Origin of the sequence: Bradyrhizobium sp. (assembly GCF_047605465.1) — a bacterium.
Taxonomy (GTDB): Bacteria; Pseudomonadota; Alphaproteobacteria; order Rhizobiales; family Xanthobacteraceae; genus Bradyrhizobium.
Genome location: NZ_JASGFS010000103.1, coordinates 1 through 13,015 on the forward strand (window position 1 = coordinate 1; position 13,015 = coordinate 13,015).

10 protein-coding genes are annotated in these 13,015 nt (G+C 65.9%); 4 read left to right on the plus strand and 6 right to left on the minus strand.

Annotated features, from left to right (window positions below; all coding sequences use genetic code 11):
• Positions 1-2,644 (minus strand): vitamin B12-dependent ribonucleotide reductase (locus QM712_RS35045; RefSeq protein WP_415027725.1); only part of this gene is annotated, 2,644 nt, incomplete at its 3' end.
• Positions 2,645-3,412: 768 nt separating this feature from the next.
• On the opposite strand from QM712_RS35045, the gene QM712_RS35050 reads away from it, so the two are divergent.
• Entirely contained in the window at positions 3,413-4,309 is an 897-nt protein-coding gene (locus tag QM712_RS35050) for a DMT family transporter (RefSeq protein WP_415027726.1), read from the plus strand.
• Here QM712_RS35050 and QM712_RS35055 read toward each other — a convergent pair.
• Together QM712_RS35055 and QM712_RS35060 are read right to left on the minus strand one after the other, a co-directional pair.
• A complete protein-coding gene (locus QM712_RS35055) occupies positions 4,306-5,523 on the minus strand; it encodes a diaminopropionate ammonia-lyase (RefSeq protein ID WP_415027727.1) in 1,218 nt (405 codons plus the stop codon). The two genes, QM712_RS35050 and QM712_RS35055, sit on opposite strands and share 4 nt — an antisense overlap.
• Before the next feature lie 168 nt (positions 5,524-5,691).
• Positions 5,692-6,162 (minus strand): Lrp/AsnC family transcriptional regulator, encoded by a 471-nt coding sequence (locus QM712_RS35060; RefSeq protein WP_415027728.1) that lies wholly within the window; start codon positions 6,160-6,162, stop codon positions 5,692-5,694.
• A 144-nt stretch (positions 6,163-6,306) separates the two neighbouring features.
• Here QM712_RS35060 and QM712_RS35065 point away from each other — a divergent pair, with 144 nt between their 5' ends.
• The 3 genes from QM712_RS35065 (at position 6,307) to QM712_RS35075 (ending at position 9,717) form a co-directional block, all read left to right on the plus strand.
• The gene (locus QM712_RS35065; RefSeq protein WP_415027729.1) at positions 6,307-6,699 is read left to right on the plus strand and encodes a RidA family protein; all 393 of its coding nucleotides are present in this window, start codon (positions 6,307-6,309) and stop codon (positions 6,697-6,699) included.
• Positions 6,700-6,709: 10 nt separating this feature from the next.
• Entirely contained in the window at positions 6,710-8,080 is a 1,371-nt protein-coding gene (locus tag QM712_RS35070; RefSeq protein WP_415027730.1) for an MFS transporter, read from the plus strand.
• 98 nt (positions 8,081-8,178) lie between these two features.
• Positions 8,179-9,717, plus strand: a complete 1,539-nt coding sequence (locus tag QM712_RS35075) for a gamma-glutamyltransferase family protein (RefSeq protein ID WP_415027731.1) — start codon at positions 8,179-8,181, stop codon at positions 9,715-9,717.
• Between the two features lie 69 nt (positions 9,718-9,786).
• On the opposite strand, the gene QM712_RS35080 is transcribed toward QM712_RS35075, so the two are convergent.
• The 3 genes from QM712_RS35080 to QM712_RS35090 all read right to left on the minus strand — a co-directional run.
• Complete coding sequence (locus QM712_RS35080) at positions 9,787-12,042, minus strand: CHASE3 domain-containing protein (RefSeq protein ID WP_415027732.1); 2,256 nt, start codon at positions 12,040-12,042, stop codon at positions 9,787-9,789.
• Positions 12,039-12,461, minus strand: a complete 423-nt coding sequence (locus QM712_RS35085; protein ID WP_415027733.1) for a response regulator — start codon at positions 12,459-12,461, stop codon at positions 12,039-12,041. Before QM712_RS35085 ends, QM712_RS35080 begins: the two co-directional genes overlap by 4 nt.
• Before the next feature lie 218 nt (positions 12,462-12,679).
• A partial coding sequence (locus tag QM712_RS35090; RefSeq protein ID WP_415027734.1) for a BA14K family protein occupies positions 12,680-13,015 on the minus strand: 336 nt, incomplete at its 5' end.

Sequence of the window (13,015 nt, forward strand, 5' to 3'; positions counted from 1 at the left end):
TGGAGATCGCGCCCGAGATGAAGGGCTGCGCCGCCGCCATCATGCGGATGTGGCTCTCGACCGACAGATAGCGCTTGCCGATCTTGCCGCAGGGATTGGCGCAGTCGAACACCGGATAGTGCTCGGCCTTGAGGTGCGGGGCACCTTCCACCGTCATCGCGCCGCAGATGTGGACGTTGGCCGCCTCGATCTCGCGCTTGGTGAAGCCGACGGCCTGGAGCAGGTCGAAGCCGGGGGCCGCGATGGCTTCGGCGCCGATGCCGAGCTGGTCGCGGATGAAGTCCTCGCCGAAGGTCCATTTGTTGAAGGCGAACTTGATGTCGAACGCGGTCGGCAGCGCCTTCTCGACCTTGGCGATGGCCTCGTCGGTGAAGCCCTTGGCCTTCAGCGTCGAGGCGTTGATGCCCGGCGCGTTGGAGAGCGAGCCGTGGCCGACGGCGTAGGCCTCGATCTCCGCGATCTCGCTCTCGCGGTAGCCGAGCGCGCGCAGCGCCGCCGGGACCGCGCGGTTGATGATCTTGAAGTAGCCGCCACCGGCGAGCTTCTTGAACTTCACCAGCGCGAAGTCGGGCTCGATGCCGGTGGTGTCGCAATCCATGACGAGGCCGATCGTGCCGGTCGGCGCGACCACCGTGGTCTGGGCGTTGCGATAGCCGTGCTGCTCGCCGAGCTCGAGCGCCGCGTCCCAGGCCGCCATCGCATGCGCGATCATGTCGGCCTGCGGGCAGGAGGCGTGGTCGAGCGGCACCGGGTTGACCGAGAGCGCCTCGTAGCCGGAGGCCTGGCCGTGCGCGGCGCGGCGGTGGTTGCGGATCACGCGCAGCATGTGCGCGGCGTTCTTCTTGTAGCCGGGGAAGGTGCCGAGTTCGGCGGCGATCTCGGCCGAAGTCTTGTAGGTGATGCCGGTCATCACGGCGGTCAGCGCGCCGCAGAGCGCACGGCCTTCCTTGCTGTCATAGGACAGGCCCATGGTCATCAGCAGGCCGCCGATGTTGGCGTAGCCGAGGCCGAGGGTGCGGAACTCGTAGGAGAGCTCGGCGATCGCGCGCGAGGGGAACTGCGCCATCATGACCGAGATTTCCAGCACGACGGTCCAGAGCCGGCACAGATGCTCGTAACCCGCGACGTCGAACTGCTTGGTCGCGGTGTCGTAGAACGTCAGCAGGTTGGCGGAGGCGAGGTTGCACGCCGTGTCGTCCAGGAACATGTATTCCGAGCACGGATTGGACGCGCGGATGTCGCCTGACGACTTGCAGGTGTGCCAGTCGTTCATGGTGGTGTTGAAGTGCAGGCCCGGGTCGGCCGACGCCCAGGCGGCGTAGCCGATCTTCTCCCAGAGGTCGCGGGCCTTCAGCGTCTTGGTGATCTTCTTGGTCGTGCGGCCGACGAGATTCCAGTCGCTGTCGGTCTCGACCGCGCGCAGGAAGTCGTCCTTCAGCGAGACCGAGTTGTTGGAGTTCTGGCCGGAGACGGTGAGGTAGGCCTCGGAATCCCAGTCGGTGTCGTAGATGTCGAACTGGATGTCCTTGTAGCCCTGCCTGGCGAACTGGATGACGCGCTTGATGTAGTTGTCGGGCACCAGGCTGCGGCGGGCGAGCTTGATCTCGCGGCGGAGCGCCGGGTTCTTCTCGGGATCGAAGCAATCGTCGCCCGAGCCCTCGCAGTTCACGCAGGCCTTCAGGACCAGCTTGAGGTGCTTCTGGTTGATCTTGGAGCCGGTGACGAGGGCGGCGACCTTCTGCTCCTCCTTCACCTTCCAGTCGATATAGGTCTCGATGTCGGGGTGATCGACGTCGACCACGACCATCTTGGCCGCGCGGCGCGTGGTGCCGCCCGACTTGATCGCGCCGGCGGCGCGGTCGCCGATCTTGAGGAAGCTCATCAGGCCGGACGAGCGGCCGCCGCCGGAGAGCTTCTCGCCTTCGCCGCGCAGGCGCGAGAAGTTGGAGCCGGTGCCGGAGCCGTACTTGAACAGGCGGGCCTCGCGGACCCAGAGGTCCATGATGCCGCCCTCGTTGACGAGGTCGTCACCGACGCCCTGGATGAAGCAGGCGTGCGGCTGCGGGTGCTCGTAGGCCGACTTGGACTTGGTCAGCTTGCCGGTGAAGGGGTCGACGTAATAGTGGCCCTGGCCGGGACCATCGATGCCGTAGGCCCAGTGCAGGCCGGTGTTGAACCATTGCGGCGAGTTCGGCGCGACCATCTGCATGGCGAGCATGTAGCGCAGCTCGTCGTAGAAGGCCTGGGCATCCTCGTCGGTGGAGAAGTACTTGCCCTTCCAGCCCCAATAGGTCCAGCAGCCGGCGAGGCGGTCGAACACCTGCTTGGCCGAGAGCTCGCTGACAAAGCGCTCTTTCTCGGGCAGCGCGGCGAGCGCCTCGGTGTCGGGCACGGAGCGCCACAGGAAGGAGGGGACGGATTCCTCCTCGACCTTCTTCAGGCGCGCGGCGACGCCGGCCTTGCGGAAATACTTCTGGGCCAGCACGTCGGAGGCGACCTGCGACCATTCGGTCGGGACCTCGACACCGTCGAGTTTGAACACGACCGAACCGTCGGGATTCCGGATCTCCGAGGTGGTCAGGCGGAATTCGATTCCCGCGTAAGGTGACTGTCCTGCCGTGGTGTGGCGCCGCTCAATCCGCATCGTCTTGCCCCGTCCTATTTTTGACCGGACCGCCTCCGTTCAGGCGCCCGGATCGATATTTCGCTTCGCGAGTTCCCGAAGGCCGTTGCCGACCCCGAGGCTTCGCAGTTCAGCCGGGTGGAACCCCGGTCCATGTTCTCCCGACGCGATGGCTCGATGCGCGCACCGATCATCCGCCGGCATGCCCGGACCCATCCGCCCCAACGGGATGGCCCCGGCATGCGTTCAACGCCCCACAACATCACAACTTCAACCGATGCCATCCGAGCCTGTTGCCGGCCCGTTCTGGCGCCCGAAAAGCCCGTTTCCGGAGGGCACACATGCCCTCGACCCGCTGCCTTTGTCTGGCCTGGCGGAGTGGTGTCTTGCGGACCCTTTGGGGGAGTGCCGGCGGGACGCAAACTCACTCGCGCCGAACGGACCGAAAGCTAGGACTCTCCGTCGCGCCCGTCAAGAACTAGTAAGAGTTCCTGAATCAAATACTAAATATGGTGGATTGTCGGGGATAACAGGGGGCAAGCCCGCGCCTGTTGTGGAGGCAAGTATCGGTGAGTCCTCAGGGATTCCCAACCGAAAAAATTTCCATCCTGTGTGGCGACGAACCCTTCATCCCGCTGTTCACAGGGCAGGTATTTTTTTGGCGAACGGGATTGCGCCGGCGGGACTCACGTCGCCTTACGGAGGGTGGGGGCAGGCATGCCCGCCGAGGTAGTGGCGGTGGGCGCGAATCCGCGCCAAGGTCACCGCGAATTCTGCCGGATTGCCCACATGCTTGATTCGACTCGCCGGGATGCGCGATCGCGCATCGCCCCGGCCGGCCTGATGTTCCTCGCCATCACCTCGATCGGCTGGGGACTGAACTGGCCGGTGACGAAATTCCTCCTCACCGAACTTCCGCCTTTGACCCTGCGCGGGGTGACCGGCGTGCTCGGGGCACTACTGCTGGCCACGATCGCGCTGCTGCGCGGCGACAGCCTCCGGGTCGCGCCCGGCATCTGGCCGCGGCTCCTGATCGCCAGCGTCCTCAACGTCACCGGCTGGATGGTGCTGATGGGGCTTGCGCTGCTGTGGCTGCCGGCGAGCGAGACGGCGCTGATCGCCTACACGATGCCGATCTGGGCCTCGATCATCGCCTGGCCGGTGCTCGGCGAGCGGCCGACGCTGCTGCGCACGATCGCGCTGGTGATGGCCTTTGCCGGGCTCGCCTCGATCATGAGCGGCGACGGCTTGGCGGGAAGCGCGGCCAAGCTGCCGGGCATCGCCATGGCGCTGGTCGGCGCGCTCGGCTTCGCGGTCGGGACGGTGCTGTCCAAGAAGTACCCGATCCAGCTGCCGCCGATCACGGCGGCGGCCTGGCAGGTCGGCCTCGGCTGCCTGCCGGTCGCGATCGCGAGCTTCGTGCTCGAGACCGCGCATCCGGCACTGGTGACGCCGTTCGGCTGGCTGCTGCTGCTCTATTCGGTGACGATGCAGTTCTGCGCCGCCTATGTGTGCTGGTTCGCCGCGCTGGCGCGCCTGCCGGCCTCGGTCGCCGCGATCGGCACCATGGCGGTGCCGGTGATCGGGGTCGTGGCCTCGGCGGTGACGCTGCACGAGCCGCTGGGCGTGCGCGAGATCGCCGCGCTGATCTTCACGCTCGCCGGCGTCGCGCTGGCGACGCGCTAGCTGGCCGCGAAGGGCATCGGGGCCGGCCGCGCCACCTCGTCGGGCGCCATGCCCGTGAGCCTCGCATATTGCTCGGGGTCGGTCGCGCCCTCGGTGCTGACGAGAAGCACCCGCGAGTCCGGGCCGAGGCCGAGCGCGCCTCTCATGTCCGTGTCCTGGACCGCGCGCATCAGTCCGGCGAGGCCGACCGCGCCGCTCTCTCCCGACACGATCGGCGCGTCCGCTCCGCCCGGGCCGGCAAGACTCTTCATCGCGTCGACGGCGTCGGTCTCGTCGACGGTCATGAAGGCATCGCCGACCTTCGACAGGATGCGCCAGGCGACCAGCGAGGCCTCGTAGCATTCCAGCATGGCCATGACGGTAGATGCGCCGGCGTCGATCCTGACGGCTTTGCCCGACATCGCCGCCTCGAGGACGCAGGCGGCCCGCGCCGGCTCGACCACCGTCACGAACGGCCGCCGCTCGCGCAGCAGGAGGGCGAAGCGCGCGGCGAGGGCGGCCGCGATGCCGCCGACGCCGGCCTGAATGAACACGTGCGTCGGAGGCGCCGGCATCTGCGCCATCAGTTCGCCGACCATGACGGTGTAGCCCTGCATGACCAGCGACGGGATCCGTTCGTAGCCGGGCCATGAGGTGTCGGACACGACGATCCAGCCATTCTCGGCGGCGACGCGCGATGCCTCCGCGACGCTGTCGTCGTAGGTTCCGTCGACGCGGACGATACGGGCGCCGAGGCGCGCAATGGCGCGCGCGCGCTCCTCGCTCACACCGGCATGCACGAAGATCACGGCGTTCGCGCCCATGAGCCGCGCGCCTTGCGCGACCGATCGTCCGTGATTGCCGTCGGTCGCGCAGGCCACGGTGACCGTTCGCGCGATCTGCTGCACATCGGGATCGTGCAGGTCGCGCGCGCCGAAGGAGCGGTTGAGGTGCTTGCCGGCCTCTTCCAGCACGAGCTTTTCGACGGCGTAGGATCCGCCGAGCGCCTTGAAGCTCCCGAGTCCCAGCCGCGCGCTCTCGTCCTTGACGAAGACGGCGCCGAGCCCGAGCCGCCGCGCAAGCGTCCGCAATTCGTGCAACGGGGTCGGCGCGTAGTCGTCTCGCCTGCTGAGGAAATCCAGGGCTTCGCCGGCCGCCGCGTCGTCCAGACTTCGCCGATCCGCCTCCTCTAGCGGCGTGCGATATTGAGGATCCCTGTTCAACAGAAGCGTCATGGCCGTCACCGTGGGTCGGAAGCTGAGAGCGGCTTGCACGGATCGACCTCCAATCCGAACTGCCGCATCGGCTTCTTCTAGCTCAGCCCTCATGCGCGTTTGGCGCGTTTTTCGGCGCTGCTGCGAGAAAAATGTGCAGCATGCGCGCGCCACGACGCGCGGCGGAGATCAGCCGGATACGATCACCTCGCATCCCGTCTTGATGCGGCGCATGGAGACGAAGGTGCGGAAATTCTTGACGTTGCCGCCTTCGAAGAACAATTCGCGCGTCAGGTTGGTGTATTCCTCCATGTCGCGGACATTCATGATCAGGATGAAGTCGACTTCGCCGGTGATGTAATAGCATTGCTGCACCTGTGGGCAGTCGGCGAACCGCTTGCGCATCTTGTCGAGCAGATCGAGCCGCTCGTTCTCGATGATGACTTCCACGATCAGCGTCAGCGGCCGCCCGACGCGATCCTGATCGACGACGCTCACGTCGGACGCGATGATCTTCTCCTCGCGCAGCCGCTGGATGCGCCGCGCGACGGCCGCGACCGAGAGCCCGATCTTGTCCGCGATCTCCCTGTGAGGCCGCGTATTGTCCTTCTGCAAGAAGCGAAGAATGCGGGCATCGGCTGCATCGATCGTCGCTGTCATATGTGCTCCCCTGAGAAATATTTGCGTAAAGCACATCAAATTAGCGCCCAATTCGCAAGAGCAGCGACGTAGTTTCTCGGCAATGGTCGGGGTCGCGCGATGCGTGCCGACCTCAACGAGGCGAACACGAGGCGGGAGGCTCTCATGACGATCATCAAGCGGCACATTCTGGATGGCTTCCCAAAATCGATGTCGCCAAGTAGCCATGCCGTCGAAGCCGACGGCTTCGTTTTTCTGACCGGACAGTTCGGCCGCAATCTCGACGTGCCGGAGGAGCCACTCCCTGCCGGCATCGAAGCGCAGACGGAGCGCACGCTCCAGAACATGGAGCGCGTGCTGGCCTCGCTGGGATTGACGCTGCGCAACGTGGTGAGCGTCCGCGTCTTCCTGACCAGCTTCAAGCGGGACTACGAGGGTCTGAACGCCGTCTACAGCCGGTTCTTCGTCGAAGGGGAGCGGCCGGTCCGGACCTGCGTCGGCGTCACCGACCTGGTGCGCGACGCACTCGTCGAAATCGATTGTATCGCCAGGCGCTAGGGGGAAAACGATGCAGGAATCCCGACACACGGCGGCGGCGCGACTGGACCGGCTTCCGACCACCAATTTTCACCGGCGTCTGTTCGGGCTCGTGGCCGGCGGATTGTTCACCGACAATTTCGACATCTATGTCGCGGGCGCCGTCCTCGGCCAGTTGCTGGCGATCGGTTTCTCCGATCTCGCACAGAATGCGACCTTCGTGTCGGCGACGTTCGCGGGCATGCTCATCGGCACGATCGGGTCGGGGATCATCGCCGATCGCTACGGCCGCAGGCTGACCTTCCAGTTCAACCTCGCGGTGTTCGGTGTGGCCACGCTGGCCTGCGCCGCCGCGCCCGATATCTTCTATCTCACGATCTTCCGCTTCATCGCGGGCGTCGGCCTCGGTGCCGAGCTGACCGTCGGTTACAGCACGCTCTCCGAATTCACGCCGCCGGCCCGCAGGGGACGCTGGCAGGCGCTTCTGTCGATGATGTCCAGCTTCGGCCTGCTCGCATCGACCATGATGAGCTGGGCGCTGATTCCGGTGTTCGGCTGGCGCGTGATGTTCGTGGTGCCGGGCGTCTGCGCTCTCGGCCTGCTGTGGCTGCGCAAATCCCTGCCGGAGTCTCCGCGCTGGCTGGAATCGCAGAAGCGTTTCGAGGAGGCGGACCAGATCGTCGGCGCGATCGAACGCAAGGTCATCGAGGAGGGCGGCACGCTTCAGGCTCCGCTGACGTCGCAGGCCGCCAAACACGAAAATCTATGGCAGGCGAAGCTGATCCGTCCGCTCGTTCTCGGCACGATCCTGCAGGTTGCGATGTTCGCGGCGCTGTACGGTCTCGTGAACTGGATCCCGTCATTCCTCCTGAAGCAGGGCATGCCGATCAACCAGTCGCTCGGCCTGTCGGCGCTGATGTCGCTTGGCGGCCCGGTGGGTGCGTTCATCGCGTTTGCGATCATCGACCGGATCGGGCGCCGGCCGGCGGTCATCGTCGGATCGGTTCTGGCGGCGGCGCTCTCCGTGCTGTTTGGCCAGGCGACGAGCCAATTCAGTGCGGTGATCTGCGGCTTCGTGCTGTTCAGCCTCGTCTACTTTCTCCTGGCGACGATCCAGGCGGTGTATCTGCCCGAGTTGTTTCCGACCGCGGTTCGCGTCCGCTGCAACGCGATCTGCATCGGGATCGCGCGGCTGACCACGCTGGTGACGCCCTTCCTGATCGTCTCCGTGTTCAATGCCTACGGCATCTCGGGCGTGGTCACGGCGATCGGCGTGCTGCTGGTGGTTCAGGCGGTGTCGATGGCGCTGCTGGGGCGCGAGACGCGGGGCATTCCGCTCGAGCAGATCTTCCAGGAGCCGTCGGCGGAGCCCCAGCTCAAGGCGACGACCGTGGTCTCGTAAATGGGCGCGCGGCGCGTGGCAACTTGCCGAGGGACGGATATCCGCAGATGAGGGACTTTCAGCGTCCCGGCCGCTCCGAAGTCCACGGATTCCGGAGCATGGTCGCGACCTCGCACCCGCTCGCGTCCCTGGCCGCCCTGGACGCGCTCAGGGACGGTGGCAACGCGATCGACGGCGCGATCGCCGCCGCGGCCGTTCTCGCGGTCGTCGAGCCGAGCCAGACCGGGATCGGCGGCGATTGCTTCGCTCTCCTGAAGAAGCCGGGACAAGCCGTGCTTGCCATCAACGGCTCTGGTTGGGCTCCACGGGGCGCGTCCGCGGCCGCGCTTGCGGAACGAGGCATCGATCAGATCGATCCAGGTGCTGCAGAGGCCGTGACCGTGCCTGGCGCCGTTCGTACCTGGAGCCGGTTGGCGAGCGACCACGGCAGGCTGGAATGGCGGCGACTGCTGGCGCCGGCGATCATGCTGGCCGAGGGCGGCTATGCGGTTTCACCGCGGCTGGCACGGGACTGGAGCCAGCAGATCACCAAGCTGAGCCGGCATCCGGCGTGCCGCGAGATCTTCCTTCCGCAGGGACGGTCGCCGGCCGCCGGCGAACGGCACGTGCAGCAGGCGCTCGGGCGGACATTGAGGTCGATCGCGGAGGAGGGCGCGGATTGCTTCTACGAGGGATGGATCGCCGACGACATCGTGCGAACCCTCGCGCAATTGGATGGTGTGCACGCGCCGGATGATTTTGCCGCCTGGGCTCCGGCCTATGAACAGCCGATCTCCTGCAGATATCGCGGCCACGAATTGTGGGAATGCCGACCGAACGGGCAGGGAGTAACCGCGCTGCAGATGGCGATGCTGCTCGACGGCGAACCGCGCGGCAAATACGAGGCGATGTCGGTGCAGCGATTTCATCTCCTGGCTGAAGTCGCCCGCGCCGCCTATGCCGACCGGGACGCGTTCGTCGCGGATCCGGCTTCGGCCGAAGAGGTCACGAACGAGTTGCTGGCCGGGGACAGGATCCGGGCCATCGCCGGCCGGATCGACATGTCGAAGCGCAACGACGCGTGGGCGCTTCCCTGTCCGATGCCGGAGCATCGCGATACGACCTATATCTCCGTCGTGGACGAAGACCGCGTCGCGGTGTCGCTGATCAACTCCATCTTCGACGATTTCGGAAGCGGGATCGTTGCCGCCCGGAGCGGCGTGCTTCTTCACAACAGGGGATGCGGCTTTTCTGTCGCCAAGGATCATCCGAACGTCATCCGCGGACGAAAACGGCCCATGCATACGATCATTCCCGCGCTGCTGACGCGCGACAACGAGACGGCGATGTCGTTCGGTGTCACGGGCGGGCATTTCCAGCCGATGGGGCAGATGCTCCTGCTGTCCAACGTGCTCGATTACGGCATGACCCTGCAGGAGGCGATCGACTTCCCGCGCATCTTTGCGCGCGGCACCGATATGGAATTGGAGCACACGCTTCCGCGCGCCGTGATGGACGGGCTGGCGCAGCTGGGACACGCGCCGCGCTGGGCGGAAAACCCGATCGGAACGGCTCAGGCCATCTGGCAGGACAAGGACGGCGGCGGACTGATCGGCGCTGCCGACCCGCGCCGGGACGGCATTGCGCTGGGAAATTGAACCTCGGCGGTCGACGGCCATGCGGGGTTCACGCTGGGCCATCGTCACCGGCGAGGCTGGAGCAGGCGGCTAGCTCGCCTTCGTTCCGTTGTTCAGAGCGAGCCGGATCATCTCGGCGAGCTGGTTGCGCCGATAGGGCTTGGTCAGGAGCATCACGCCGTCGTCGAGCTTGCCGTGGTGGACGATCGCGTTGTCGGTATAGCCGGACGTGTAGAGCACCTTCAGCCCCGCGCGGATCCTGGCTGCTTTCTCCGCGAGCTCGCGCCCGCTCATGCCGCCGGGGATGACGACGTCGGTGAAGAGGAGATCGAAGGGCTGGCCCGCTTCGATCAGCTGCAGCGCGGCCTTGCTGTCGGCGGCGGCAATCGTCTTGTATCCGAGACTCTGCAGCTGCGCGGTGACGAAATTGCGCACCAGCGTATCGTCCTCGACCACCAGAATGGTCTCGGCGCCACCTTCGGCCTGCGGCGTTGCGGCGGCGGCCACCTCGATCATGCCTTCGCCCGGCGGCAGATACAGCTTGATCGTGGTGCCGTGGCCCGGCTCGCTATAGATCTTGATATGGCCGCCGGATTGCTTGACGAAGCCGTAGACCATGGAGAGGCCGAGGCCGCTTCCCTTGCCGACTTCCTTGGTGGTGAAGAAGGGCTCGAACGCCTTGAGCTGGACGTCGGGCGGCATGCCGGTGCCGCTGTCGCTGACCGCGAGCATCACGTATTGGCCCGGCCGGACCTCCGCATTGGCCTGCGCATAGGCGTCGTCGAGCACGACGCGGTGGGTCTCGAGCAGCAGCTTGCCGCCGTGGGGCATGGCGTCGCGGGCATTGATCGCCATGTTGAGCACGGCGTTGGTGAGTCGGGACGGATCGATGTGCGAGGTCATCGGACCCTGCTCGAGCACCGTCTCGATCTGGATCTGCTCGCCGAGGGTCGGGCGCAGGAGCTTCGCGATGTCCGAGATCGCGGCGTTGATCTCGACGTTGCGCGGCTGAAGCGGCTGCTTGCGGGCGAAGGCCAGCAGGTGCTGGATCAGCTCGGCGCAGCGTTCGGCGGCATCGTCGATCAGTCGCGCGGCGCGCTGGAGCTCGGGCTGCTGCTTCAGGCTGGCGACCAGCGTTTCCGTGTTGCCGGAGATCACCGTCAGCATGTTGTTGAAGTCGTGCGCGACGCCTCCGGTCAGCTTGCCGACCGCATCGAGCTTCTGCGACTGGTGCAACTGCCGCTCGGTCTCGCGCGAGGTGGTGGCATCGTGATAGACCAGCACTGCGCCGGAAATGCTGCCTTGCCCGTCCCGCATCGGTCGGCCGCTGATCATGAGATGGCGCGCGGCGTTGCCGTTATGCGGGCGAACGACGATCTCCAGCTCTTCGAACGCATCGCCGCGCAGCACGCGCACCGACGGCATCTCGTCGGGCTTGACCGGCGTGACGCCGTCGCCTTGGAACACATCCGACAACGCGCGCAGATTGGTCACGTTCATGCCGGTCCGGTGCAGCAGCATGCGCTCGGCGGCCGGATTGGACAGAAGGACGTTGCCCTCGCTGTCGATGACCAGCACCGCTTCGGCCATGCTGTGGAACGTGCTCTGGAGCACGTTGACCGACAGGCGAAGCTCGTCATGCGCGGTGACCAGATGCTCGGTACGTTCGGCGACGGCGGCTTCGAGTGCCTCCTTGGCGGCCTGCGTCTCGTGCAGCGAACTCTGGAGCTGCACCGTGGTGCGCTGGCTCTCGCGCAGCAGCATCGTGACGAGCAGCAGGATCACCAGCGCTCCGATCACGTCGATGCCGAGCAGGACGATGCCGGTCCGGCGCGAATCCGCCTCGCGGTCGGCGAGCAGCTTTGCTTCGCCCACGGCCAGCCGATCGAGATTGGCCGTAAGCGTCTCCATCAGGCCGCGACCCTCGGCGCGGTCCTTCAGGGCGTTGATGCCGTCGGTGTCGCCCTTCGCCCGCAGCCGAAGTGCCTCGGCGGCAACCTCCATCCGGCGCATGATCAGCGGCGCGGTGCTCTCGAGCAGCGTCTCCTGGTCGGCATTGTCGCGCATGGCGAGCTTGATCGCGGCGAGCGCGGGAGCAACCTGGCTGCTCGCGGCCTGGAATTCGTCGATGAAACCTGCCGTGTGGTAGATCTCGTATCCACGCGCCGCGCTCTCGGCGCGGTGAACGAGCAGGCGGATATCGGAGATCTTTTTCAGGACCTCGACGGTGTGATTGACCCAGGCGGCATCCGACCGCGATTTGACGTCGAGTCCGATCGAGGCCGCGGTGATGATCAGGAGGATGGCAAGTCCGGCACCCAGAATGACGCGCTGCGAGGGAATCAAGGGGCTTCTTTCTTGTCCTTCGGCTGTGCTGCCGAAGCGGCGCCGGTGAGGCATTCGCGGATCGTGGCCAGCAGCACTTCGGGCGTGAACGGCTTGCGCAGGCAGTGCGTTGCGCCGAGTTCGAGCGCCATGCGGAGGAAATCGGGAGACGGCGAAGCGGACGAGGCGAAGGCGTAGCCCGACATCGCGATCAGCGGGATCGACGGCGCGCGCTCGTGAAAGATCCGGATGGATTCAAACCCGCGCATGTGCGGCATGAAGATGTCGACAAGCATCACGTCGAACGCCTGCGCTTCCAGCGCAGCGAGCCCAGCTTCGCCGCCGTCGGTCAGCATGACGTCGAAGCCCTGACGTTGGAGGAGGACCTCGATGGTCGCGCCGACCATCGGATCGTCATCTACCACGAGGATACGCGGCATGACCCTTCCCAGTAGATCGAAGTCCCACAGCCAACGGTGATATAGGCGAATCGAGGGATGGGTCAATTTGGGATTGGATCAGGGGAGATATGCACGGTGCGGTGAATTCACGCGTCCTTCGCGATGATGTGTACAATTCGTCGCAGCTGATGAGGTCCGCATACGAAAATGGCGCCGCATTTCTGCGACGCCATTCTGCTCAGATGTCGATGATGTGACTAGGGGCAGGGATGCCGCTGTCCATCGTAGCCGAGATAAGTGCCCGACGCGGGATCGTACGACTTGTAGCGCTGTGCGCAGTAGGCCGATGAATCTCCGCCGCTGTCGGGCACGACGGCGACCGAACTGTCGTCATAGTAGCTGTCGTCGCCATAGTAGTAGGGATCACCGTAATACGGGCCGCCGTAATACGCGTAGGACGAGCCAAGGGCGCCGATCGCTGCACCGGCCGCGACGCCGGGCCAGAAGCCGCCGCCCGGACGACGCCAGCCGCCACCGTGCCAATTGCCGCCGCCGCCATGCCAGTTGTTCCCTGCGGCCGCGAAACTGCCTCC